General features: G+C 47.9%; 18 protein-coding genes. 10 read left to right on the forward strand and 8 right to left on the reverse strand.

Going from position 1 to position 25130, the window contains the following annotated elements:
• Positions 1-23 precede the first annotated feature (23 nt).
• A complete protein-coding gene (gyrA, locus tag GmarT_RS12005; RefSeq protein WP_002648176.1) occupies positions 24-2783 on the reverse strand; it encodes a DNA gyrase subunit A in 2760 nt (919 codons plus the stop codon).
• Between the two features lie 493 nt (positions 2784-3276).
• Between gyrA and GmarT_RS12010 the strand changes: the two genes are divergently transcribed.
• The 4 genes from GmarT_RS12010 (at position 3277) to GmarT_RS12020 (ending at position 8373) form a co-directional block, all read left to right on the forward strand.
• Positions 3277-5499 carry a serine/threonine protein kinase gene (locus GmarT_RS12010; protein ID WP_149302754.1) on the forward strand — a complete coding sequence of 741 codons (2223 nt, stop codon included), beginning with the start codon at positions 3277-3279 and terminating at the stop codon, positions 5497-5499.
• Between the two features lie 59 nt (positions 5500-5558).
• Positions 5559-7340 carry an adenylate/guanylate cyclase domain-containing protein gene (locus GmarT_RS12015; RefSeq protein ID WP_230682331.1) on the forward strand — a complete coding sequence of 594 codons (1782 nt, stop codon included), beginning with the start codon at positions 5559-5561 and terminating at the stop codon, positions 7338-7340.
• Between the two features lie 230 nt (positions 7341-7570).
• Positions 7571-7732 (forward strand): hypothetical protein, encoded by a 162-nt coding sequence (locus tag GmarT_RS29500; RefSeq protein ID WP_002648173.1) that lies wholly within the window; start codon positions 7571-7573, stop codon positions 7730-7732.
• Between the two features lie 35 nt (positions 7733-7767).
• Positions 7768-8373, forward strand: a complete 606-nt coding sequence (locus tag GmarT_RS12020) for a response regulator (RefSeq protein ID WP_081459572.1) — start codon at positions 7768-7770, stop codon at positions 8371-8373.
• Between the two features lie 242 nt (positions 8374-8615).
• Here the strand turns inward: GmarT_RS12020 and GmarT_RS12025 are convergent, their stop codons facing one another.
• Together GmarT_RS12025 and GmarT_RS12030 are read right to left on the reverse strand one after the other, a co-directional pair.
• Entirely contained in the window at positions 8616-10268 is a 1653-nt protein-coding gene (locus tag GmarT_RS12025) for a hypothetical protein (RefSeq protein WP_002648171.1), read from the reverse strand.
• Positions 10269-10653: 385 nt separating this feature from the next.
• The gene (locus GmarT_RS12030) at positions 10654-13062 is read right to left on the reverse strand and encodes a hypothetical protein (RefSeq protein ID WP_002648170.1); all 2409 of its coding nucleotides are present in this window, start codon (positions 13060-13062) and stop codon (positions 10654-10656) included.
• Positions 13063-13461: 399 nt separating this feature from the next.
• Here GmarT_RS12030 and GmarT_RS12035 point away from each other — a divergent pair, with 399 nt between their 5' ends.
• From GmarT_RS12035 to GmarT_RS12050, 4 genes are all read left to right on the forward strand, one after another.
• Positions 13462-13968 carry a hypothetical protein gene (locus GmarT_RS12035; protein ID WP_002648169.1) on the forward strand — a complete coding sequence of 169 codons (507 nt, stop codon included), beginning with the start codon at positions 13462-13464 and terminating at the stop codon, positions 13966-13968.
• 186 nt (positions 13969-14154) lie between these two features.
• The gene (locus GmarT_RS12040) at positions 14155-15150 is read left to right on the forward strand and encodes a M50 family metallopeptidase (protein WP_002648168.1); all 996 of its coding nucleotides are present in this window, start codon (positions 14155-14157) and stop codon (positions 15148-15150) included.
• Between the two features lie 545 nt (positions 15151-15695).
• Entirely contained in the window at positions 15696-17357 is a 1662-nt protein-coding gene (locus GmarT_RS12045; RefSeq protein WP_002648167.1) for an HD-GYP domain-containing protein, read from the forward strand.
• A 76-nt stretch (positions 17358-17433) separates the two neighbouring features.
• The gene (locus GmarT_RS12050) at positions 17434-18066 is read left to right on the forward strand and encodes a hypothetical protein (protein WP_002648166.1); all 633 of its coding nucleotides are present in this window, start codon (positions 17434-17436) and stop codon (positions 18064-18066) included.
• 60 nt (positions 18067-18126) lie between these two features.
• On the opposite strand, the gene GmarT_RS12055 is transcribed toward GmarT_RS12050, so the two are convergent.
• The 5 genes from GmarT_RS12055 to GmarT_RS12075 form a co-directional block, all read right to left on the reverse strand.
• Entirely contained in the window at positions 18127-19410 is a 1284-nt protein-coding gene (locus tag GmarT_RS12055; RefSeq protein WP_002648165.1) for a beta-ketoacyl-[acyl-carrier-protein] synthase family protein, read from the reverse strand.
• A 123-nt stretch (positions 19411-19533) separates the two neighbouring features.
• Positions 19534-19731, reverse strand: coding sequence for a hypothetical protein (locus GmarT_RS12060; RefSeq protein ID WP_002648164.1), 198 nt, complete (start codon positions 19729-19731; stop codon positions 19534-19536).
• Positions 19732-19934: 203 nt separating this feature from the next.
• Entirely contained in the window at positions 19935-20450 is a 516-nt protein-coding gene (locus GmarT_RS12065) for an HYExAFE family protein (RefSeq protein WP_002648162.1), read from the reverse strand.
• Positions 20451-20697: 247 nt separating this feature from the next.
• The gene (gene hisS, locus GmarT_RS12070) at positions 20698-22056 is read right to left on the reverse strand and encodes a histidine--tRNA ligase (RefSeq protein ID WP_044239412.1); all 1359 of its coding nucleotides are present in this window, start codon (positions 22054-22056) and stop codon (positions 20698-20700) included.
• A gap of 47 nt (positions 22057-22103) precedes the next feature.
• A complete protein-coding gene (locus GmarT_RS12075; protein WP_002648160.1) occupies positions 22104-22553 on the reverse strand; it encodes a YkgJ family cysteine cluster protein in 450 nt (149 codons plus the stop codon).
• A 717-nt stretch (positions 22554-23270) separates the two neighbouring features.
• Between GmarT_RS12075 and GmarT_RS12080 the strand changes: the two genes are divergently transcribed.
• Both GmarT_RS12080 and GmarT_RS12085 read left to right on the forward strand, forming a co-directional pair.
• Positions 23271-24140: a hypothetical protein gene (locus tag GmarT_RS12080; RefSeq protein WP_002648159.1), complete on the forward strand. Its 870-nt coding sequence runs from the start codon at positions 23271-23273 to the stop codon at positions 24138-24140.
• 105 nt (positions 24141-24245) lie between these two features.
• On the forward strand, positions 24246-25100 hold the full coding sequence (locus tag GmarT_RS12085) for a rhomboid family intramembrane serine protease (protein ID WP_002648158.1): 855 nt from the start codon (positions 24246-24248) through the stop codon (positions 25098-25100).
• The last annotated feature ends 30 nt before the right edge of the window (positions 25101-25130 follow it).

Here is a 25130-nt window from a genome sequence, read left to right on the forward strand (position 1 = left end):
AGGACTCACAATTCAGGTGAAAATTAATTGATCTCATCGGTTGAACTGTCAGTATCCGTCGTTGGTTGAATATTCTCGTCAGGCGTATTGACGGGGTCTTCATTCTCAGATTCGTCAACAATTTCCGCCGGGATTCTTGCCAGCGAGACCAGTTTATCATTGGTATCAAGTGTGATGACCCGGACTCCCTGGGTGTTTCGGCCGACCTGGCTGATCTCGCAGCCTCTGACCCGTTGGATTTTGCCGCTTGTTGTTACCATCAGGACTTCATCATCTTCAGCTACCGGAATAATATCGACGGCATTGCCATTGCGTGCTGAAGTCCTTATGTCTCGAATACCCTTTCCGCCACGCCTCTGGCGTCGATAATGCATTCCACTGCGGGTTTCCTGCTCTTCATCGGTATTTTCTTCGGAGTCAGAATCCGGTTCTGCTGTGATTTCTTCTTCAGCTTCGAGAACTTCTTCTTCCTGTTCTTCGGCAGGAGGGATAAATCCAAATGGAGTCCGTTTACCGTAACCATTTTCACAGACTGTCAGCAGACAGGTTTCAGGATCGGCGATAACCATTCCGATGACATGCCCTGACTTGGAAAGTTTGATGCCTTTCACACCACGCGTATTTCGTCCCATGCTACGGGCATCTGACTGGGCAAATCGAATGGCCATTCCATCAGAGGTTGCCAGCAGCAGATCTTCACCCGGTGAAACGATCAGGGCTTCCACCAGTTCGTCGTCTTCATCCAGTTTGATCGCGATGATACCCCCTTTCTGCGGACGGGAGTAAGCAGAGAGCGGGGATTTTTTAATGATTCCATTTCGCGTTGCCATGACGAGAAAGCGTTCTTCGTCAAATTCCCGGACAGCCACACAATTCGAAACGGCTTCATCCTCCTGAAGTGAAAGCAGGTTAACGAGTGCTCGTCCCTTGGCTGTGCGTCCCTGAAGTGGCAGGTCATAAACTTTCTGCCAATACACGCGCCCTCGATTCGTGATGAACAGCAGATAGGAGTGCGTACTGGAAACAAACAGATGCTGAATGGGATCTTCCTCATCCGTTTTCGCACCTTTGATTCCTTTCCCACCTCGATTTTGTGCCTGATAAGTATTCAGTTGAGTTCGTTTGATATAACCTCTTTGTGAGAGAGTCACTACCATCGGTTCTTCTGTAATCAGGTCATCTCGATTGACGTCAGTCAGTTCATCTTCGGAAATATCTGTACGGCGTTTGTCCGAATATTTCTGTTGAAGCAACAGCATGTCTTCACGAATGACAGAGCGGATATGATCTTCATCTGACAACAGGTATAGATATTCGGAGATGGCTTTGAGGAGTTCCTGATGCTCGCCACTCAGCTTCTCGCGTTCCAGATTGGCCAGCGAACCAAGCTGCATCGAGACAATCGCTTCTGCCTGATTGGCTGACAGCGAATAATATTCATGAACCCCCTGCTCATTCTGATATTCTTTGAAACCATCTTCTCCCAGTGCGCGTTCGATAAGCTTGCCATCGACCTGCAAACCCTGCAGGCTGATTTTGGCCTCTGCCCGGCTGGGGGAGTTTCGAATGGTTTTGATGACTTCATCGATATCAATCTGCGCAATCATCAACCCTTCAACGGTATGTTTTCGTTTACGGGCTTCAGCCAGCAGGAATTCAGTGCGACGGCGGATTACATCAATTCGATGCAGAATAAACTGTTGAATCAGCTCTTTGATAGAAAGGGTTTCCGGGCGGTTCCCGACCAACGCCAACAGTATGATGCTGAAGGTATTTTGCAGTGGGGAGAACTTGAAGAGTTGCGCCAGTACCACTTCTTTGTCGGCATCCCGTTTCAGGATGATCTGCAGGTGTACTTTCCAGGGAGGGACATTTCTGTCGGTTAAGTCAACGATGCGCGAAATCCCTTTCACCCGGTCATCTCGGACCAGGGTTTCGAGTTTCTCGCGAATGCGATCCCGTGTTTCCATGTAAGGAATTTCGGTAACGACGATTACATCCGATTGTTTTTCCGTTTCGAAATGAGTCCGTGCCCGGAGTGTAATGGTGGATCGCCCTGTCGCATAACCTTTGCGAATGCCATAACGTCCACAGATGATTCCCCCTGTCGGGAAGTCCGGACCGGGCATCACCTGCAGGATATCATCGATAGTGGCATCCGGATTGTCGATCAGTAATGTGATGGCTTCGCAGACTTCTCCCAGATTCTGAGGAGGGATACTGGTGGCCATACCAACGGCAATTCCGCTGGAACCATTTACGAGCAGGTTGGGGAATTTCGATGGCAGAACAACCGGTTCATCATTTCTCTGGTCGTATGTCGGGACGAAGTCGACGGTGTTACGATTAATATCGTCCAGCATTTCTGCAGCGACAGAGGAGAGTCTGGCTTCGGTATATCGCATGGCTGCTGGTGGCAGGCCCGCCAGGGAACCAAAGTTGCCCTGTTTGTCAATGAGGACATTTCGCATTACCCAGTCCTGGCCCAGTCGGACCAGAGTCGGGTAAATGGATCCATCCCCGTGGGGGTGATAGTTACCGCTGGTATCACCCGAGATTTTTGCGCATTTGACCCTTGATGAACTTGCTCCCAGGTTCAAATCATTCATGGCGACAAGAATCCGGCGCTGAGACGGTTTTAACCCATCCCGTGCGTCCGGAAGTGCGCGACTGATAATTACACTCATGGCATACGTGAGGTAGCTGTCGCGCATTTCATCCTGGATATCCAGGTATTTGATATTCTTATCAATAATCGGTTCTTCGCCGTTGTCGCTAGCCAATCCTTGTTCTCCTTAAGGAAATGAACTACTGATTTATTTCTGATCTGGTTGGTTTGATCGTATTTATTAACCGGAGTGGTCAGAAACGACAGGTGCTAATCGAAGGTACTGGATGCTCCATCCCGACACTCTTCAACTGGTTGAGAAAGGATACTGCTTTCCATGCTGTAACGTTCAATTCCACTCGCTGAATTGCAAGTTGTTTTTTGGTCAAAACAGGGTTTGAAAACCGCCTGAAACGCTGCAGAATTCGAGTCTGTCAGACACAGTCAAATTGTAGCCGGAAGGCCCTGATATCACAACTAATAACGCCCCTGAATTTTGGTGTCTTCCAAGGGAGAAAAACCTTGATTTTCAATAAGTTACGTTCTGAGAATTGTCATTGAGAGCCGACTCTCAATTGCATAGAATAGAAGCAGAGTTGTTGACGGTTCCCAGAGCCATTCTGTGCGTGATTTCTCCACCCGTGTTATTTATCAAAGATATTGTTCCCATGAATGAGTCAGATCCTCAAGAGAACGCTCAAAGTACTGGCGACGTTCAATATTCAGAGGATCAGAAACCGGAAAATCAGGGAATAGAAGCAGAAATGACTGATAAAACCCTGGTTCAGTCGCCTGATGAACGAGCCCGTGCAGCCAGTTTAAGCAAGGATCAGCAGTTGCTGCCGGCAAAAGTCCCGGGTTATCTCCTGATGAGATCACTGGGAGAAGGATCCTATGGATCTGTCTGGCTGGCTCAGGAAGAGAATACGGGAAAATATGTGGCGATCAAATTCTACACGTATCGTCGAGGTCTGGACTGGTCGCTGTTGAACCGCGAAGTCGAAAAACTGGCCGAGTTATACACATCCCGGCATATTATCAGTCTGCAGGGTGTGGGCTGGAACAGCGATCCGCCGTATTATATGATGGAATACTTGGAAAATGGGTCACTCTCCTCTTTTCTGGAAGCAGGGCCTTTACCTGTTTCGGAAGCGGTCAGAATTGCCAAAACCGTTCTGCTGGCTCTGGTGCACGCTCATGGTAGAGGTATCCTGCACTGTGATCTGAAACCGGCCAATATTCTACTGGATGCGAATTTCGAGCCTCGTCTCTGTGATTTTGGTCAATCACGACTCTCAGATGAACAGAGCCCTTCCCTGGGAACTTTGTATTATATGGCTCCGGAGCAGGCTGATTTGCAAGCCGTTCCCGATTCCCGCTGGGACGTATATGCATTGGGGGCGCTGCTGTATCACATGTTGTCAGGGAGCGCGCCTTACCGTACTGCAGAAAATGAGCAGAAAATTCGCAGTCTGAATACACTTGATGAAAAGTTAGCGGCTTACCGGGAACTGATCCGTAATTCACCACGGCCGGCAGAACACCGAAAAGTTTCCGGAATAGATCGACGGCTCATCGATATTGTAGATCGTTGTCTGGAGACTGATCCGAAGAAACGATTTCCCAATGCGCAAGCTGTTTTAACCAGTCTGGTAGAGAGAGAACAGCACCGGGCTCGCCGTCCCCTGATTGCGCTGGGGATCATTGGTCCTCTGTTATTGATGATCGGGTTGATTCCCGTTGCCAGTGCAGTGGTCAATAAGATGGTATTACAATTTCGGAAAAACTTAACGCAGCGCGCACTGATCGGTGATTCCATCTCTGCAAATCTGCTGTCACAAAACATGGATCGGGAATTGCAGGATCGCAAAGTACAACTGATTGAACTCTCGGATCGGACCCTGCTGCGTTCACTGATGCAGGGAGATGTTGAGGAAGATGGAGAAATTATAAACAGGTATCCTGAGCTATTTGACTATTTGATGCAGGAAAAAACTCTGGTAGATGAGAAACGTGCTGCCCTGGATCGTGAGCAGGATACGAGTTGGTTTCTTACTGATACCAAGGGGACCCAGATTTGGCGCGACCCTCCTGGACCGACTATCGGGCAGGACTTTTCCTATCGAGACTATTTCCACGGACACGGTACCGAGTATGACAAAGATGAGATTCCCGAGGGGATTGAACCTATCAAAGAGCCTTATATATGTCAGGTCTTTAAGAGCGATGCCACACATCAATGGATGGTCGCGGTTGCCGTCCCTGTCTGGGATCTGCAGCACGAAAAAGTGTTGGGAGTCTTATCGCGAACCACTCATCTGGATCAGTTACTGTCAGGTTTTGACGAGAGCATCAGTGGAGATACGGAGAATCTTGGAAATCGAAAGATTGCCTTAATCGATACCCGCGATGGTAAGATGCTGGCACACCCTCGCATGACTTCAGACACGTTGCGGCGTCTGAAGCGGGACGAGGTTGATCAACTCGTATTGACAGCGAAAGATTTTGAACGAATACAATCCATTAAATTAGATCAACAGAAGGGGCAACCCGGACGTAAGGCAGTTATGGTGGATGATTACCAGGATCCAGTTGAGGCAGTATTATCGGAGAATAACAAGGACAACATCTGGCTGGCGGCATTTTCTCCAATTGGGACGACTGGTTGGACGGCAGTGGTCCAGGAACGTCGCAGCATGGCATTGAAACCGGTCGCTGAAATGCGGAACTGGTTAATTCAGTACGGATTGATCGTACTGGTGACGAGTTGTCTGTTGATCTTTACGGTCTGGTATTTTGTGATGCGGGTCCTGACAGAACGCCGCGTCTGGGACTGGTCCCGGCATCACTCCGAAAAGCGTTCTGAGCAGGGATCAACCACATCCAGTTGATCCGGTCAACAGCAGAGTTAACTAAACTATTTTATGTATAAACGGGGAGACTTTGCTTGTTGGAGTTAGTCATATATGGAACCCAGTCTCAGCATTCCAACCGGTTCACATTGGAGCCAGGCCAGGAACTGGTCTTAGGTCGTTCCCCGGAAGCAGATATTTCGATAACCTGGGATGATCGAATCTCACGAAAACACGCGCTGCTCAAAGTACAGCCGAAACAGTTATCCGTGTCACGGTTCTCGAATGCAGAGAATCAGATTTTTCTGGCGGGGATTGCCTTCGATGATTTTCTGCTGGAACCGGGGAGTACATTCGTCATTGGTTCGACCACATTTCAACTGCTGGATTCGGCTTCCAGTTTTTCCTCTCCACGAGAGTCTCCTCTGGAAGAGGTCACATTCAAGCCGAACGAACTGGTGAAGGTCAGATATCGTGATGCGGATCAGAGGATTGATGTGTTGGCGCATTTACCGGAACTAATTCTGGATGCCCGCAACGACGCTGATCTGTTTCATCGACTGGTGACAATGTTGCTTTCCGGCGTGAAGCATGCCGATGCGGTTGCTGTCGTGCGTTTGAATGATGAGGATCGGGTTGAGGTTCCTTTCTGGGAAAGACGACGTCAGACCCAGGGAGGCTTTCATCCCAGTGGCCGACTGGTTCTGGAGGCAGTCAAAAAAAGTAAACGCTCGGTTCTACATGTGTGGGCTGCCAGGGAGGAGAAAGAGAATCAGGAAGATTACACCGCTGTAGCAGAATTTGACTGGGCATTCTGCACGCCGATCGAAGAGGGGATGAACGGGAAATGGGGCCTCTATGTGGCGGGCGAGTTAAACCAGCCTTACCAGGTTTCAGCACCACAGGGGACAGGAGGAATTGATCTCCAGGCAGATGTGAAATTTACCGAGCTGGTGGCATCGATCGTCAAATCGGTAAGGAGGCTCAATCAACTGGAACGTCAACAGGCCGGTCTCAGGCAGTTTTTTGCGCCTCCCATCCTCGCGGCGATTGGAGATAACCTGAATACAGAGATTCTCGAACCTCGTGAATGTGATGTGACAGTATTGTTTTGTGACCTGCGGGGATTCAGCCAGCATGCGGAAAGTTCCTCTGAGGATTTGATTGGTCTTCTGGGACGAGTCAGTCAGGCATTAGGCATCATGACATCCCACATTCTTGATTTTGGTGGCGTGACGGGCGATTTTCAGGGAGACGCTGCGTTGGGATTCTGGGGCTGGCCGTTCTCTTCCGAGCTGGCTCCCCTCGATGCGTGTCGCGCTGCACTGGCGATACGCAATGCATTTGAGCAGATCAAATTGCAACCCGACCATCCCCTTTCGGATTTTCGTATGGGAATCGGGATTGCGCATGGGAGAGCCGTTGCTGGAAAAATCGGCACCAGCGATCAGGTAAAGGTGACCGTGTTCGGGCCTGTCGTGAACCTCGCCAGTCGATTGGAGGGGCTGACAAAGCATCTGCGTGTGCCGGTTTTAATGGATGAAGCAACCGCACAAATTGTACGGACGAAACTGGATCGGGAGGAAGGCCGTGTCCGAAAGCTGGCTCGGATACTGCCGTATGGAATGGAAAAACCGGTGGTGGTCAGCGAGTTATTACCTCCAGAGTCGAATACTGAAACTTTGACAGATCAAGAAGTTGGGTGTTACGAAACGGCGGTAGAACATTTTATTCAAGGCCAATGGGAAGAAGCGTTCCGTCTCCTGCATGAGATCCCTCCTTCGGATCGTGCACAGGATTTTCTCGCCTTACAGATCACTCGTACCAATCGGATTGCCCCGCTGGACTGGGATGGAACAATCCGGTTTGACAGTAAGTAGCTTTATTAAGCATACATGAAGGATTAAAGCTCTCTGTTCCTTCTGAGGTCTGATTTTGCCGCCTGGGTGGACTGCGTCAAAAGAGCAGACGCCTTCCCCCTGCTTTTTTATAGAAAAATCAGCCAGATAGTGAAAGTTGACCTACTTTTTATCAACGGACATCACTTCGATGTGTTTGTGACCAGGTCCTTGGAAAACCGAAATCATTGTCAACTTTGAGAGAAGTACCTATGAGCAATGCAGAACTGTTAACTGAAGAGAGTATTGAATCATCTCAAATTAACGCTAAGTATGAAAATCAATATGAGCTCGAAATGGATAACCGCTCCCAGGAGATGCTGCTTGTGTTAAACGAGGTCTTTGATTCAATTCTTCCCGCCAGTAAGTCTTAGTGACAGATTTCGAACATAAGTTGTGGGTTCCTCTAATGCTACATTCACCAGAAAAAACAAATGCCCGAGTACTTGTGATTGACGATGATCCTTTATTTCGCAATCTGATGGTCTCTTTTTTACGTCGTGAATACTTTGTTTCAGTTGCCAGTGATGGATCGGAAGGTTTTCATAAAGCTCTGGAATATCCACCAGATATTGCGATTGTGGATGTGCAGATGGCTGTCTGGGATGGTTTGCAGACCCTGAAGGCATTTCGGTCGCACCCGACTCTGACTCAGACCAAAATCATTATGTTGACATCTGATGCCAGCAAGGAAACCGTGATTGCTGCGATCCAGGGGGGGGCGAATGATTACATTATTAAAACCAGCTTTTCCAAAAGTGAATTTCTGGAAAAAGTAAGACGCTTTGCTCAGCCTGAAGCGACACGTGTTGCCAATACACCCAATTCCGGAAAGCGTGCGCAACCAGCGTCAACAGTAACTAACCAGTCTGCAGCTCAGAATATCTCAGTGGAAACAGTGAAACCCAAGCCTGTTTTTACAGTCTCGGAATCAGTGGAAGATCAATTGACGGGTCTGACACTTGATCTGAGCGAAGAGGCTCAACTGGAAGAAATTATGGATGACTGGGATTAACCAGAGCCAGATCATTTTCGGCTGTGTCCAGTATCACAATAGTGTCTCCAGGGCCATTTTGGATCGAGCATTATAGATCGAGAGACGCTATGGTTAAATGTGATGCTCTCTGGAACTGACACCTGTGGACGTTTCAGACGTTTCTTTGAAGGCATCTTACCAGAAATATAAAGCAGAACAGCCGCTGTGATAAAATCGTATCGCAGCGGCTGTCTCAGTTTTTGCTAAGCTGGAATGCAGTATTAAAGGGTTTCTTTCGAGAATTTGGCAATCACATTCCCGATGAATTTTAAAATCCCTTTATCCAGCTTCGCCTTGCCATCAATGGTCTCACCCTCGCGTTTCATGACAAAAGAAAAAGTATCATCGGTGCTTGTGAGGGATTTAATCAGCATCTCACGAACTTCCTGGTTTCCTTTCTCTCCACGAACCTTATTGATCATCTTCAGCCAGGGCAATGTTTTTACATTCAGTTCGATAACTTCCGGACTCACCTTTTCTGGTGCCGGTTCTTTTACCAGTTTAGAAGCATCGGTAATCCGTTTGATGGAATCCGGACCCGCGGCAACCCAGAGTGCCTCAGGAGTACTGCCAACATAGAGGGCCTCCCCTGCTCCGAACAGTTCTTCAAAACCGGCTTTGTACTCATCTTTGATGTTGATCTTATGGATCTTCAGAGATTCTTCGTTTACAACATCTGTCTCAACAGTCTGGTCCTTCATTAATTTGGGCAGCAGTTCCACAATTTCTTTGAGTTTGGCGCCATCGGTGGAACGGATACCGCCCAGCAGCGTGTACTTTCCATCTGCAGTCGAATTGCTGTCGATAAACCCATCAATGAGTGAAGTTTCTTTGCCAGCATCCAGCATTTCAATAATCAACGCGGCAACTTTCTTACCGGACGTTTTCTGTTCGTCTGTCAGATCTTTATTGGCATCAATACGATCCTGCAGGCTTGGCAGCAGCAGTTTATAAAACGCAGTGAAATTTTCTTTTCGCATTTCATCCAGGGGATGATTGATTCTACCGTTCAGAATGCCATCCATTTTGACGGGAACATTGGCGAAGTAACTGGGTTTTGTGGCAAACTGTTTGATACTTGCATCAAGGGAAGTACCTTCAAGCGCTTTTAAGGTAAAGACAAGGCGTCCTTCGTTAGCAGGAGCATCGGTTGTCCAGCCAATTACCATTTTTTCTGATTCGACAAACAGGCGCTCCAGTTCATCCATCTGATGTGTGAAGGCAAGCTTACGCAATTCGAAAGCGTTGTCTGTCTCATCCCGTTTTTTCTTGACAGCTGCAAGCAACTGTTTACGGGTGCTGGCCATTGATTTTTTACGATCAGCGACTCCCTCTTTTTCATTCGTAATCAGAGCGCTGAAATCATATTTTTCTTTCAGCAGTTCCTGAATTCGTTTGAGAGGATCCTCGATTTCATTGACTTCAGAAAGCTTTTCAGAAATAACAACATATTTGTCATCCTGTAGATATTTCATGAAGCCTTCGAACAGATTCCCCAGAATATAGGGACCATTTCTCTGTTTTTTGGAAGAGATTTCGAAGATTTCCAGGTTATCACGAAACTCAGCCAGATTGCTGATTGGAAGAATGAGTCGATAGCGTTCCTTCTGGTTTTCACCGAGTAAGATATCGATCCGCAGCGGGCGTGTTTTATCGATCCCTTCCAGAAATGAGGGAAGCAGTTCTTCGAGATTGCTCCAGCCCTTCTTTTCCTCAGCGAGGTCCAGAACCAGATACTTCAGATCGGCAATCATGCCATCTGCGTTAATCTGTGCCAGTGAAATATTGGGGGCAGATTTGTTCTCAGCATTGGCTGACTGGGAGACGGTTAAGCAAAATAACAGGATAAACGCGAAATGAGCAATACGGCTCATACATTTCCTCCATGATGTATATCTGGGGATCATTGTTGATCAATCATAATTGTCTGCACGGGATCAGACGGTTCATCAGAAGCTGTCAGCTCTTATTTCCAAGAGATCCATTCGCGAATGTTAGTTTATACCAAAAGTAATGAATAGGGAACTCTGGATGAAGAAATAGCTAAAGTCCGAAATCGTTGAAATATAAGTCAGGCATAGCAGGTGAAATTAGCGTAGCAGGACATGTGTTTTTGTGTATAGATCGCCTGGAGCCAGCTGACAGGTCCAGATTCAGATTCGGCGGGAAATCAGGGAAATACTTAACGATGTTCAACAACATTTGAAAAAAAACAGGAACTGAGCTTATTGTCGTGGGACAATCGATATGAATCGTATATTACAGTTTGCCAGCTGGCTGCTGAGTCGGTTCGGGGGCCGGTGCTTTGGATTTGGCGATCTGCAGGCCACTGACCAGTCCCAGGTAACCGGAAATTCGTTCTGTCGGAGTGTAGACATTGCTCTCCAGAATTTCAGAAACTTCAGGTACTTTGTTTTGAACAGCTGCGATTGCACCGATCGCGTTCAACATATCTTCTCTCAAAACCTGATCTTTGATCGCGGTGACAAACTGGATTGCCTGTTCAAACTTTGATTGATTGATCAAAACTGAGAGTAGTTTCAGCGACAGCTGTCCTTTCCAGGCTTTCTTCAAATCGGATTGATTAATTTCGTGGGCAGCTTGTTCCGGTTTGTTATTTTTGACCAGGAATAAAGTCTGTTGAACCAGCAGGTCCTCTTTTTGCAGAGGAGGGATCTTGTCATTAAGTGCTTTTTTGATCTGGGCTGTCAAATCGGAATTTTTCTGACTAGCATCTAAAATCGTGGCAGGCAGACTGGAGTCCAGAAGTGTATCTTTCAGGTTTTCATCCGCTGCCTGCTGGCTTTGCTGGGCAAGATTCCACACGCTGGCAGACAATTTCGTTTTTGCAGCCTGGGATAATAAATTGACCAGGAGGGTCGATCTGTTCTCAGCCGCAGACTTCAGTGAATTGAGTTGTTTGCGGTAATCTCTGATTGCCCGATTGATTCGGTCGTCGGAATCAAGGTTTAATGTATCCTTGATCTGTTCCTTGAAATTGAAATTTGATGATTCATTCTGTTTATCCTGTACCGCGGCAAGGCTGGGGGCCATTGCCTGAATAGCCTGAACCGCATTTTTCAGGAAACGGTTTGCTTCAGTCTGCTCACCCAGTTCAGCTTCGGCACAGGCGATCTGAATGTAAGCCTGAGAAGCCAGTTCCAGAGGTTCTGAAGCGGGTAACTTCATCGTATAAATTTCTTTGAGGCTCCCCAGTTTCAGAGGGGCAGGAACCGGAATCTTTTCCAGAAACGATTTTGATTTAGTCAGAAAAGCTTTTGCCAGTTCAGGTTTCTTCAATGCATTCAGTTCAAAAGCACAACGGGCATACATCAGAGCATTTCCCGTTGCAGACAGTTTCATTTCTGCAGGCTGAATCATGTCAATTCCCGGCTTTTTATCTTGATTGACTGCCTGTTCCAATACTGCCAGAGACCACTGCGTGACTGCTTCGGTGCGGTCGATTGCTTCTGGTGCCAGGGCCGCCCAGTTCAACGCTGCCTCATCATAATCATGCGAAATCAGGATCAAAGTCGTTGCAACAGACTGCGGCGCATTCCAACGCCGATGCAGATCAATCAGTGATTCGAAATCATAGTAATTGGTTTCATGGGCAATCTGCAGATAGGCTGACAGTTGTGCGAGACTGTTTTCAGCCTGATGCTTGCTGATCAGTTCTTCTGCTGCATCTTCATTTCCAGCCGCGACCCAGAATGCGGCCAGCCGCGAGATGAGATCCAGGGTATCGCGACCTCCATATTCCGGAATCTTTTTAGAAAGCTCTACGGTTTCATCTAATGTCTTCTTTAAACCAGCTGTATCCTTCTCTTGTAACTGAAGCCAGCCGATCTCGATCAAGGGGAATAGTTTGTAGAATGGCAGATGTGGATCGACAGCATCAATTCGGGCAATCTGTTCTCGAGAGCCTGTCAGGTCACCTGAAATCGCATATGCTTCTGCCGCTAAACGACGACTGAAAGGTTTACTGCGGTTGTCGCGAGAACGGGATAATTCAACCATTGATTCCAGAGAAGTTTTCTGAACGAGTTCAGGAGAAACAGGCTGTTTCACATCAGTAGAGGTGTTCTGAGTCTGTTGCCCATTATTCGCCAGTGGGTTGACAGTTGGTTTGTTTTTATCGGGGATCATCGAGTTTTTTGACTGGTTTTTGATGATCGGGTTATCAAACGGTTTTGCCAGTTCTGAGCCATCGGGAACAGATGTGGTGAAATAGAAATAAACGCCACCAATGACAGCAACTGAGGCAACGATGGCCGCGATCAATGGCAGTTTCGATTTCTGATTGGGGTCAGGTTTCTTCTCTTCCGTAGTTTTCCGTTCCGCTGCTTCTGTGTCAGGTACAAGGAAAACAGGTGCCAGGCAACCCGCGTTAGAACATTTCACCTCTTTGCCAACCACTTTTGAAGAAGCGAATCCCGGCGTGTCACACATTGGACAGACGTAACGATTCATTTTGCCTTTAACAGGCTTGCGCAGCAGTTGGATGACCTTGGAAGTCTGTTGCTGGCGTTCCAGTTCAAACGGATCATCATCAGAAACTGTTTCACGCCTGTTTCGTTTCCCTGCGGCGGATGGTGCTGCTACAGCAGGTTTTTCCGGTTGCTTACTGCTGGCAGCCGGTTTTTTTGAGGAGGACTTTGCCGTCATAGATGCGCCACAGAAAGGACATTCTGCTGCGTCTTCATCTAATACTGATGCTCCGCATGATGGGCAAGTTGGCAGATCCATATTTTTGTCGTCCGATATGTTTGATTGGTCAGTGGTTTGGGAGTCTCACGTCGTTGGAATGAGACAGATTGGAATTATGATACGGTAGCTGTATGATAGTAACGTAGAAGTGAAAACATAACCAACTGTCTAATTTACAGCGAGCTAAGTCCATTCTATACCGTAGATATCCTCTCGTTCAAGGTTTATCTGACTATAGTATCGGCTGATTCAGAGCAAAGGTGATTTCCCTGCATCTGAAAAGAGCTATTAATGGATCACTCCAGCGATCAGTTTATATTTCAAGCAGTCTCCATCAGTTCAGGGTGAAACTCAGATATGCAGCAGCAGTTTACAGAAATTATGGAACAATTTGAGTCCGTTTTACAGCGTCAGCGATCAATTTCGGATGTTCTGGATCGGTTAATGGAAGTTCTGGGAGGACGGGCAATCGGACTCTGGCGTTGTCAGTCTGGAAAGCTGGTACAGCTTGGTTTTCGGGCAGATTCACAAATGGATGAACAGGTAAAGCGAGAGTTTTCCGCTTTGACACAGGAAGTTTCGTTAAAGAACACAGGCTTAGGTATCGTCAAGGCAGTGATTGATCAAAAACCAGCAATCGGAACCCTGCAGGCGAAAGAATCTGGTCTACAGGGATCGTCAGAATGGTTGCAAAAATTTGATGCAAAACAATCCTATGCGATACCGATAATTGAGGGAGATCAGGCGATCGGTGTGCTGGCAATTTCTACAAACCAGGTACACCAGGCAGGTGATCCGGAATGGGAGTTACAGGCACAGATTGCCCGGGAGATCGGTGCAAAACAGTTTTTGGGGATGTTTTAGCTGTTGAAATTGGCTAAGATTTAGCGAGGTAGAAAAGAGTGGAATTGCCAACGGGATATGGGGTGTATAACATTAAGTAATTGCTGCTCCCGGTTCCGTTAAACCTTACCGCCGGTTTCCGGATTGATCATTCCTGCCACTTGACTTTGGTATTTCAATGATGATCTTCTTCAGGTTTTTGTAAAGATGAGTCGTTCCAATCCATTACACTGGTCATTTTCAATCGGAACCTGGTTCCTGACCCAGGTACGGGTCAGTATCTTTCTACCAGTTTTACTGCTGGTCTTCTGGTCTCATTACTCTCTGGGACTGGGAGTGACCCTGTTTGGGATCCTGTTTATCAGTGTATTTCTGCATGAGATGGGGCATGTGGTCGCCTGCCGACTGACAGGAGGCGAAGCAGATCAGATTGTTCTCTGGCCTCTGGGGGGGCTGGTCCCCTGCAGCCCGGAAAGAACGTTTTCTGCGCGACTGTTGACCGTACTGGGAGGGCCAGCTGTCAATCTACTGCTCTGTGGAATTACTGTACCTGCTGTTATCTGGTCCGGGCATCTTTCAGATTCACTCAACCCGATCAAGCTGCCGACTGTTGATTTAAGTAATCAGTTGGGACAGGCGATCTTACTGCTGGTTTTCAATCTGAACTGGCTGCTATTGCTGGTAAACCTGATTCCTGTGCTACCTCTGGACGGAGGAAAAATCCTTCAGATACTTCTCTCCCGTCGATTTGATGAGACTGTCGTACATCGGATCCTGCTGAGCGTCAGTTTCTGGATTGGTGGCATTGGCATGGTTGTTGGTTTGAGTACTCACAGTGCATGGGTCGTTTTTTTCAGTGCTCTGTTATTGATGTTGAATTTAATCGAATTTACGTCGGCTCAAAGAGAGGATTCATATGACGATTCGATCTTTGGATATGACTTTTCCCAGGGGTATACCAGTCTGGAGCGTTCCAGTAGTCAATTGGTAGAAAAGCAGGCTGGATTTTTCCAGAAGTGGCGCGAAAAACGCAAATTACAGAAAAAAATGCGTGAACGTGAAAAGAATCGGGATGCCGAAAAACAGCTCGATTTGTTGCTGCATAAGGTTCACGAATTCGGTTTAGAGTCACTCACTCCCAAAGAACGTCAGCAGCTTAATCAGGTAAGTGCCCGATATCGTAAGAGCGACTCCGAGACCTGAAAACTGGTATTCCACTTGTCCTGTTTCCTGCTCTTGAAAGTGACATCACTGGCCCATTCTCAAATTTTCGCAACAATTTTTCTGTGGCCTCTTCTTCTTTTCCAGTCTCAGCCTGAATAATCAATTCAATCCCGTAGAGCCTTAAAATCCTTCCGGTAGATGTCTGATGCTACGTAATTTATTTTCATTACTGGTGAACATGGAAAATACCCCTTTACGACATCCTTGACTGTCAACGGTGACCTCTGAGAGTAGCTAATTCTCTTACGTATATCGGCTTATGGATCAAGGTGAGACCGCTTACACGAATCCGCGACAGGTTCATGATTCAAATGATCACGGTTTACAGAAAAAGTCGCAGGGATTGTTCACTATCCCTGTTTTAAAGCTGTTTTGAGTCTATTTGGCTCGTATTCCGGCTGAAAAGTTCAGGATTGGCGGAAAGAGCCGGCAATCGTTGTCCAGATGTGATTTCTGATTTGCGGACTGGTGTTTGCGAACTAGCTTTTTAAGGGAAATTACCTTTAGAAAGTTGAGATCGGATTATGGTTTTAGGCACAATTGACTCATTAAAGAAGTTGTCGAACTTCAGCAAACGTGGCGGTGAATGGGATCATTCTTTGCATCAGGACGCAAAGAATGAGCTTGCTCTCAGTCGTTTGAAGCGGATTTCAGAGCTGACAGGCCTGTCGATGCACTGCTTCGACAGTAATCAGCAGCTTCTCCACAACAAGTCGAATGCGCAATCCCTCGCCTATTTCCCTGCAGATGTTCTCAACGAGATTGAGACTGTGGAAGGGCTCACACTCATTGAAAACCCGAATGGGATTACTCATTTTCTGATCCCCCTGCTGCGAGATGCGAAACAGCGGTTTATCGCAGTTGGTTTTGTGTTTTCCAGAGAAAAGCGGAAGCTGACGGAGATGGTATTATCCGCAGTCAAGCAGGAGTGGAGTTCTGAAGATTTGGATTTCTGGCTGGAAAGCCAGCGGGTCCTGGATGTGAAATCGTTGCATGCCTTATTAAGCCTGGCTGTGCTACACCTTGAGGAAGAACAGCAGCTCACTCAGTTAAACGACGAGGTTGATAATTTATCGGAGTGTCTGGATGAGACATTTGAAGAAATCAGCCTGTTGCATGAGGTCGCTCAGCATTTAAAGATTTCAGAAACTCCGGAACAACTGGGCCAGCTTTGCCTGGATCGAATCAGCACTCTGATTGAAGCTGAGACAAATATAATCTGGTTTGAAGCCCAGGATAATACGTCGCAGTTCCTGTCTGACAGTCAGACTGACTTTGATGAACTGAAGCTGGCACGGCTCGTGGCTCAGTTTGATGGATTTCACTGGGATAAACCTCTGGTAATCAACCAGGTAGAGAGTTCTCTGCTGTCTCTTGAATTCCCAGACCTGCATAATCTGGTACTGGTGCCTGTCTCTGATGGCATCAATTCCTTTGGCTGGATTCTCAGCTGTAATTTACTCAAAAGTGAAGAGTATGGAACGATACAAGCCAGCCTGTTAAATTCAGTCGCATCATTTCTGGGGACGCATTTACGAAATATTGACCTCTACGCTCAACAGGAAGAACTGATGTTGAGCTTTGTGAAGTCATTTATCTCCACGCTGGATGCCAAAGATCCATACACACGTGGTCATAGTGAGCGGGTCGCGTTGATTGCACAGCAACTGGCAAAACAGCTGGGCTATTCAGGCGAGTTTATTCAGGACATTTATCTTTCGGGGCTGCTGCATGATATCGGGAAAATCGGCGTCGATGACGGTATTCTCCGTAAGGAAGGAAAACTGACTGACGAAGAGTTTTCGCAGATTCAAAAACATCCAATGATTGGTTATAAAATCCTGACGGGGATTAAAAAACTGAAGAATATCCTTCCAGGTATACGAAATCACCACGAACAGATTGATGGACGCGGCTACCCGGACGGATTACGGGGATCTGATATACCATTGATGGCTCGGATTATCGCGGTAGCAGATGCATACGATGCGATGGGAAGTGACCGTCCCTATCGAAACGGAATGCCACTGGAACGTCTGGAGAATATCTTCAGGGAAGGAAAAGGACTGCAATGGGATTCTGATGTTATTGATGCCTACTTTGAAATCCGGGATGAGATCACCCGCCTCTCTCAAAAATATAATGCAGAGGCAGAAACTCTGGCTGAGGCTGGCAGGAACGGTTAAACTGACACACTTCAGCAGTGTTTATTGATGTCGCTATTGATGTCGCTAGCGTGATCTGCCAACCGGGAGCTGTCAGGTGAAATTTGACGTCCATCGTGATCGGGTTGTTTTCTCTCATCTTCTGATACTGTCCTGTTCTCTGATACAGGGATGTGGATCAGAACCATCCACAGAACAGGCTGATCCACCGATTCCCATGGCGCCTGCCATGGCTGTCTCGAATGACGAAACCAAAGAAAATAATTCAGCTTCAGGGGGAGAAACCGTAATTGACGGTATCCGGTTTCAGGTACCACACGGCTGGAAACAGGTTGCCCTCTCCCCTGCGCAACAGGGCATGATTTCAGCCAGTTTCAGGATTCCTGAAGCGGGCAATGATGTCAAGTTGACCCTCTCTTCCGTTGGAGGAGGAATCGCTGCGAATCTGCAGAGATGGAAGGGACAGTTTCAGTTGAAGCCCGGTGAAAGTCCTCTCGAAAAAACGATGCGTGTGGATGGTGTTGATGTGGTCTGGCTGGATTTGCGAGGTACCTTTGATTCTGGTCCCGCAATTGATTCCCAGGTGGCTTCGGGTATGCGCATGATCGGGGTTGCTATTCCGCGCAGTCCCCGAGACTTTTATCTGAAATTGACTGGACCGCGCGAGCAGCTCTTGAATATCGATGCTGAATTTCGGGAATTTGTGAAATCAGCTCGTTTCGAGCAATGAACGGTATCACGAATGATGAATACGTTTCAGCGCTTCAGGAAATGTGATTCCCACTCTGCTTTAGCGCGAGGGTTGCCAGCAACGCAGTATCCCGGCGACAAGATGACCGCCAAATCCGAATGAGAGCTTCAGCGCGGTGTTGACAGGTTTCGGAACCGCCACTCGAGGTGTATAGTTCAAATTGCATTGTGGATCAGGATGTTCCAGGTTCAATGTCGGGGGGACGATGTTATCCCGCATCGCCAGTAATGTGAACCCGAGCTCGACACTGCCGGCTGCCCCCAGCAGGTGTCCCATGCCCCCCTTCAGGCTGGAACACGGAATCGATTGTGCCAGCTCACCAAGTGCATTCTGCAGTGCCCGGGTTTCATAGAGGTCGTTGATCTGTGTACCAGTCCCGTGCAGGTTGATGTAGTCCAGTTCTGCAACCGAGACATCTGCTCGATGCAATGTATCTTTAATTAATCGAGCCAGGCTTTCTGCGGCGGGATCGAACTGCATCAGATGCGTCGAATCAGCGCCCAGTCCTCCTCCCAGCCATTCTGCATAAGGGGTTGCATTTCTTTCTAATGCATGCTCCAGGGATTCAAGGATTAAGATCCCTGCTCCCTCGCCTACGACAAATCCATTTCTCCGGCTGTCGTACGGTTTACAGGCTTGTGCTGGTGAGGGGAAGTCCGTTGCCAGCACCCCCATCCGTTGAAACGAAGCCAGTACAGCAGGTACCAGGGAAGCGTCGGTGCTGCCTGCGATCACAGTGTCGCAAATGCCGTCTCGAATTAAATCGGCGCCTCGCATGACGCTGGAGAGACCGGTGGCGCAGGCTGAAACCGGAGTCAACGATGCTCCCTGTAGTCCGTACTCGGCGGCAACCGCCTGGCTGCATGCATCAGGCAGACATTGGAGCCAGAATTCCGGTGGGATTGAGTTGTTTGCTGTCGAGTTACCGAAAGAGGCGGCAGCCAGTTCGGCATAGCCAGCGATTCCCCCTTTGCTGGATCCGATGACGCATCCCGCTGATTCACTGAAAAGTCGACTTCGGTCAAGTCCTGCATCCCTGATCGCTTCGCTGGTTGCTTTCAGAGTCAGATTGATGGAAGGATCATTCTGGAAAGGAGCATGAGTGAGCGATGATGAAGAGAGATCAGAGTCGGGAATCACCCCCCCTGTGACAGGGCGTCCCAGCTGATTCGACAGATCCTGCAGCAGTCTGGTCGCAGAATGACCGGAGAGCAGTTTTTGCCAGGACTGTTCGCGTCCAACAGCATAAGGAGTAATCAGGCCAATCCCCGTAATGACAACCCTGCGGGAAGTTTGCTCTTTGACCGAAATCTTTGATGGCATTAGCCTGTGTCCAGGTTAATTGTAGCGTTTCCAGGGGGATGGAGACCCCAGGGAATAAAAGTGCTGTTGTTTATGAGATGTGTTCAGGAACTGATATCAGCAGGCAGGAGTGAATAAGAATAATCAGGATCGATGACTGGTACGGCAGATGGCAAATAATGCCAGTCCGACCAGGACTGCCACCAGGATGTATTCGACAACTGATGTCTGAGATGTCTCTACCAGTCCACTCTGACGTGTTTCTTCCTGGGCCAGAACAGTTCCAGCTGAAGCCAGTAAAACGCCTGTTGTAACACAGAATTGACAGAAGCGTTCGGGCATGTTTTGATTTCTCTTCATAATCAAAGATTAAAAACTTGGATTGGGATTGAACACGGTTCCTGATGAGGATTGTAACATCAGATGTGGTTGTCTGCATCCTGAAAAGGCTGTTCCGGTTAAAAACGGGAGTGATTTCACCGGAATTCCATTGCTGAAATACGGATACTGTACTGGTTTTCAATGGAACTCAGCTGAATCATGTTTCAGGCTTGTATGATGGCATCAACGGGTTTTCGCAGTTCTTGGAAATCCTGCTGATGTAGAAAGACCGTTTGCCAGCTTTCAGAGCGGGGTTTCATTTTTTGTCGATATTCATCGATTTTGACCAGATAGAACGCGTAGAGGTTTCCCCGAAATTCAAATAGCTTTTCCAGGCTGTTGGAGATCGAGTTTTCAGGGAGCTGATAAGCGAAAACAAAGCCAGAGACAAAGTCATTTCCAAACAATTCCTGCCACTGCTGTAGCCCTTGTATATCTTCCAGAGTGGCCCAGTTTTCCCAGCGACGGCTTTGATTCTGATTCGGCGAGATTTCAGTGCGACCTTTGACATCAATCAGGAGATTAGGGCCCTGGCTGGCGTAGACGATAAAGTCGAGTGACTTGATGGAAGCGTCTTTTGCGAGCGCGCGTCGTTTCTCATCCACTGCCACGTAAGGAATTTTTTGGGCGCGGAGGTATGCCTCGAACGCAGCATCATAATGGTTTCTGCGAATTACCATATGTATTACTGTCCCGGATAAAAGATGATCAGAAGATCTGTTCTTTTGTGAGCAGGGTTGTGAGATACTGTAAGTATCTATACTTGGGGGAGTAATATCAACTGCAGTATGAATGAAATTTGACAGAAACGTGAGCGGCGATTAATGGTCCATTAATCCTGAATTGACAGGTGGTCAATGTCAGGCGAGCACGCAACGCGCGTACCGACCATTTCGGTCAATGTGTCATTCCAAGTCTGATAAGACACTATGCCAGTATCCGTCTGATGTGTTCCAGCAGTTCTTCTTTGCGGACGGCCGTCTGGGTTCCCGTCTGCATATCCTTGACCTGCCATTCCTGTTTTTCAAATTCATCGTCTCCAGCGACGATCACAATTTTGAAACCATGCCGATTGGCGTATTTGAACTGTTTCTTGATGGCTTTCGTGTCCGGGTAGACTTCGACATTAAAACCGTACATCCTGAGATCGCGAGCGATTCTGAGATAGTCGGGAGTGTATTTTGCATCCATCTGTGTAACCAGAATTGGGGCGGGAGTTGAAATCTCGTCCAGCAGATTCAGCTCCTGCATGGCGGCCAGCAGGCGATCCAGACCCAGGCTGGCTCCGACACCTGGCAGTTGTTGAGTCGTAAACAGTTCTGCGAGGTTATCATAACGCCCTCCAGAACAGACACTCCCGATTCCAGGCAACTGGTTCAGGAAGGTTTCATAGATCGTTCCGGTGTAATAATCGAGTCCCCGGGCAATTGAGGGATCAAGGACGATTCGTTCGCTGACGATGCCCGCCTTGTCGACGGCGTCAAAGACTTCCCTTAGATAAGCGACCCCCTGCTCTCCACATTCATTGCCGACCAGCTGTTTCTCAAGCGAATTCAGTATTTCTGCTGTGGAGCCCTCGACAGTGGTCAGGGAAATCACTTTTTCCGCCTGTTGCTGTGTGAGATCGCCCTGTTCCTGCATTTCTTTGATGACAGCGTCAGCACCGATCTTGGGGAGCTTGTCGAGTGCCCTCAGTACTTCCGCCGAACGTGACTGGAGATCCAGGCTTTCCAGCAGACCGTTCAGAATCTTGCGGTTATTGATGTGAATCGTAAAATCGGAGAAACCGATTTTCACCATCAGGTCATGGATGATAAACAGGGTTTCGATATCCGCAGAATTCGATGTAGTGCCGATAGTGTCAAAATCACATTGGACAAACTCGCGGTAGCGACCTTTTTGAGGGCGTTCACCACGCCAGACCGTGCCGACATGATAGCGTTTAAACGGGGTACCCAGTTCACCGATATTCTGTGCAGCAAAGCGGGCAAAAGGTACCGTCAGATCAAAACGCATGGCAACGTCCCGACCTCCCTGTTCAAAGCGAAACATCTGCTTATCCGATTCAGTGCCCCCCTTCCCCGTCAGGATTTCAGTGTATTCCAGAGCCGGTGTGTCGATGGGGCTGAAGCCATAACTGCGGTAGACGGATTTGGCTGTTTCAATCAGTTGTTCCCGGGGAATCATCGCTGAGGGGAGATAATCTCGGAACCCTTTGAGAGTCCGTGGTTCAATTAAGTCTTTTTTCACTGTCGTTCTACCGGATTGAATGGCAGCTGAGTTCATTGCTGCCTTGATGAAAATTGAAAATGCGAGTGATTTCAGCAATTGAGCTAAATATGGACAATCGGAAGTTTCTGGTGGGTCGCTTCAGCGGCAGGTTTTTTCTTCTTTTTCTTCTTTTTGGGTGGCAGGACGGCATGCGCGTATTCCCAGATCTGTTCCGGAGTTTCGAACAGGCGGTCGTAGGTACCATCATTGTCGTATTCGCATTCATCAGTTGTGTAAGTACGGCAGATTTGAGGTCGATCTTCGTAATTACCACAGCGATAATCATCCAGGAGGTATTTACAGTCGCCGTAAACCATCAGGAACCAGACGTCGTCGTCGACAAAAATGGCACAGCTTCCATGCATGACGTACCAGCGCATATGGTCATAGTCTTCCCAGGTTTCAGGAGTTTCGATTGGCAGCGCAAAATAACGACAACAACGGGCCGTGCAATAGCTGCACAATACTTCGCCCGGTTTGAGTTCAGTTCGTTTGACTGTCACTGTTGACATATTCGGAGACCTCTGGTGAAGAGTTTGAAGGCTGAAAACGGGTCAGAAGCGACTGCTGTGAGAATCGCACTCTGGAAAACACTGTGAATGAATTCGAATCTGTTTGTGTAGCTTGTTTTAGATAGGGTAATCAGCGCCTGAAAAAACGCAACAAACAGAACGACAGAAAAATGTTGGAAGCTGTGAATCTGAACTATTTTATATTTTGAATCTTTTATAAGCCATTCGAGTGTTAATTGCACGGAAAGAGGGGATAGAAAGTAGAGGAATTCAAGCAGTCCCGTTAACGTTATTAGAAGACTGTTGAGCAGGTATCGTAGTTTTATTTCGACAGCACGGCATATTTGGTCTGTTTTTATCGGTTTTATTGATTATCCAATCAGGAGAAGTCGTATAATACAGGTTTCTCCTTGACCCTGATTTACAGAGGGACTTATCATTAAGTAATAGTCCTGATTGGCTTTTTGCCGCTTTTCAGTCCCTCTGGACAGATCTCTCAGGGATCTGTGCGAATAATTGGTACCAGTCGAATTATTTTCTATCGGGAGTTCCTGAGCGTCGATGTTAGAAACAGGGGATCGCAGTTGCTGACACAGAGAATCATGCGGAGAAGCTGAAGCTACGAAAAGTGTTAAAATATACCGAACATAGGTATTTCAAGATTCAATAAAGAGTACGAGAGTAAATCTCGTCTGATTCCATCAAGGTCCAATACAGATGCATAAATCCGGAGTAATCCTGGTCTGGTTCGTCGCCATTGCAACAGTGGGGGCAGTTCTTTTGACATCCAAAATGCTGGATGTCCGGGGAAGCTGGCTCAGAGTTGTTGAGAAGAATAAAACTCAGATTCAGAAGAACGCGTCAGAAATCGAAGCCAAAGAAAAAGAGCGTGAAAAACTTCTTGGCGAACTGACTCGGACCATGCTGGGCTGGGATCGTTACTGGGATGCTGAAGCAAATGTTAATCCTCAAACAGGAGAGGTCGGGGTCCGGCTGAATGGAAATCAGACGCTGGGAGGGCCTGACATGTCAGATGCAGCAGCAGCTTCACAGGTTTTCTATGCGTTCCAGCCTGACTCTACCAAACCGGGAGGCTCCAGTTTTGTCGGTGCTTTCCGTTTCACTCCCAATAGTCGGAATTCGCTGGAACTGGTGAACCCTCCTTTACCCGGAGAAGTCGTTACCTGGAAAAGTGGCCCCTGGCGGTTCAGGGAACTGGTGCCTCTGAATTATATGAACACGCTGAGAAACCTGCGGGATGAACTGGTGCAAGACGCAGAGGAGTTCAAGTTAACGCAGGGGCGATTACAGGATCTGAATCGTCTACTGGCGGCTGCGAAAGAGCGACTGGAAGCCCGCGTGAGTGAACTGATCGGTTCTGATACGGCACCACAAGATGAACTTCTGCCTGTCGAACTCCGTAAAGGGCTGGTCGCTGGTCTGGAAGAAGAAGAACAGGAACGAAATCAGGAATTTGCTGAAACAGATCAATTGCGACGTGATCTGATTAAGATTTACCAGAAACAACTGGAACTGATTGATGAAGTGAGTAAACTCAGCAATCAGCTCCCCAAACCCAAATCATGATCACTGATGAGTGGGAGTGAGTTCACGCTACACCAGCATGGATGGCAGGCGTCTCCTCTGCAGACGTCCGGAATTACGAACTGACACATAAGGATAAGTTGGGCAATGGGGATTGAGAGCCGGGATTACCTGCGGCATGAAAGTGGTGGTGGGGGGAATTACCGCTCATTTGGCGCGTCCTCTGGTGGCTGGGCCATTAAATATATCCTGATTGCGAACATCGCTGTCTTTCTGGTTGAATGGGGCGCGCCAACCATTCTCAATTATCTGGCGCTCGATCGAGAATCGTTCTTTTCCAGTTTTCAGATCTGGCGCCTGCTGACCTATGGTTTCTGTCACTCGCTGAAGGTCCCTACGCATATTATTTTCAATATGTTTGTGCTCTGGATGTTCGGGCGTGCTGTGGAACCGATTCTGGGTTCCCGTGAGTTTCTCACCTTCTATCTCTCTGCAATCGTCATCAGCGGGCTGTGTCATATCGGGATCAGTCCCAATCCGGTGATCGGTGCTTCAGGTGGAGTAATGGCGGTGGTCTTTCTGACGGCCATGTACTTCCCGCGTATGACGGTTCTCCTGTTTTTTGTGATACCCATCGAATTACGCTGGCTGGCCGTATTATATGCCGCCGTCGATCTGTTTGGATTTATCAATCCCGGTGGTGACGCTGTCGCGCACTTTGCTCACCTGGGAGGAGCTGCTTTTGGAGTGGCTTATAAATATTATGGCTGGAATCTGACTCGGCAGTTCGACAGTAAATGGAGCCGTTTTCAGGTAAACCGCTCTGCCAGAAAAAAGAAACTCCGGGTTTTTACTGAGGAAGACTCTCACCTTTCCAAGGCAAGCCTTGATGAGCGAGTAGACGCGATTCTGGAGAAAATCAGTCGGGAGGGCGAAGCCAGTCTGACTGATCAGGAACGGACTCTGCTCAAAGAAGCCAGCAACAAGTATAAAAAGAAGTGATGGTTAAGCGCCGCTTTGTTTTCTGTCAGG

The sequence above is a fragment of the Gimesia maris genome (assembly GCF_008298035.1).
GTDB lineage: Bacteria > Planctomycetota > Planctomycetia > Planctomycetales > Planctomycetaceae > Gimesia > Gimesia maris.

Bases quoted from the DNA above. Each gene is read 5' to 3' on its own strand.
- GmarT_RS12010 (WP_149302754.1), top strand. From the start codon at position 3,277: ATGAATGAGTCAGATCCTCAAGAGAACGCTCAAAGTACTGGCGACGTT.
- GmarT_RS29500 (WP_002648173.1), top strand. From the start codon at position 7,571: ATGAGCAATGCAGAACTGTTAACTGAAGAGAGTATTGAATCATCTCAA.
- GmarT_RS12020 (WP_081459572.1), top strand. From the start codon at position 7,768: ATGCTACATTCACCAGAAAAAACAAATGCCCGAGTACTTGTGATTGAC.
- GmarT_RS12025 (WP_002648171.1), bottom strand. From the start codon at position 10,268: ATGAGCCGTATTGCTCATTTCGCGTTTATCCTGTTATTTTGCTTAACC.
- GmarT_RS12030 (WP_002648170.1), bottom strand. From the start codon at position 13,062: ATGACGGCAAAGTCCTCCTCAAAAAAACCGGCTGCCAGCAGTAAGCAA.
- GmarT_RS12035 (WP_002648169.1), top strand. From the start codon at position 13,462: ATGCAGCAGCAGTTTACAGAAATTATGGAACAATTTGAGTCCGTTTTA.
- GmarT_RS12040 (WP_002648168.1), top strand. From the start codon at position 14,155: ATGAGTCGTTCCAATCCATTACACTGGTCATTTTCAATCGGAACCTGG.
- GmarT_RS12045 (WP_002648167.1), top strand. From the start codon at position 15,696: ATGGTTTTAGGCACAATTGACTCATTAAAGAAGTTGTCGAACTTCAGC.
- GmarT_RS12055 (WP_002648165.1), bottom strand. From the start codon at position 19,410: ATGCCATCAAAGATTTCGGTCAAAGAGCAAACTTCCCGCAGGGTTGTC.
- GmarT_RS12060 (WP_002648164.1), bottom strand. From the start codon at position 19,731: ATGCCCGAACGCTTCTGTCAATTCTGTGTTACAACAGGCGTTTTACTG.
- GmarT_RS12065 (WP_002648162.1), bottom strand. From the start codon at position 20,450: ATGGTAATTCGCAGAAACCATTATGATGCTGCGTTCGAGGCATACCTC.
- hisS (WP_044239412.1), bottom strand. From the start codon at position 22,056: ATGAACTCAGCTGCCATTCAATCCGGTAGAACGACAGTGAAAAAAGAC.
- GmarT_RS12075 (WP_002648160.1), bottom strand. From the start codon at position 22,553: ATGTCAACAGTGACAGTCAAACGAACTGAACTCAAACCGGGCGAAGTA.
- GmarT_RS12080 (WP_002648159.1), top strand. From the start codon at position 23,271: ATGCATAAATCCGGAGTAATCCTGGTCTGGTTCGTCGCCATTGCAACA.
- GmarT_RS12085 (WP_002648158.1), top strand. From the start codon at position 24,246: ATGGGGATTGAGAGCCGGGATTACCTGCGGCATGAAAGTGGTGGTGGG.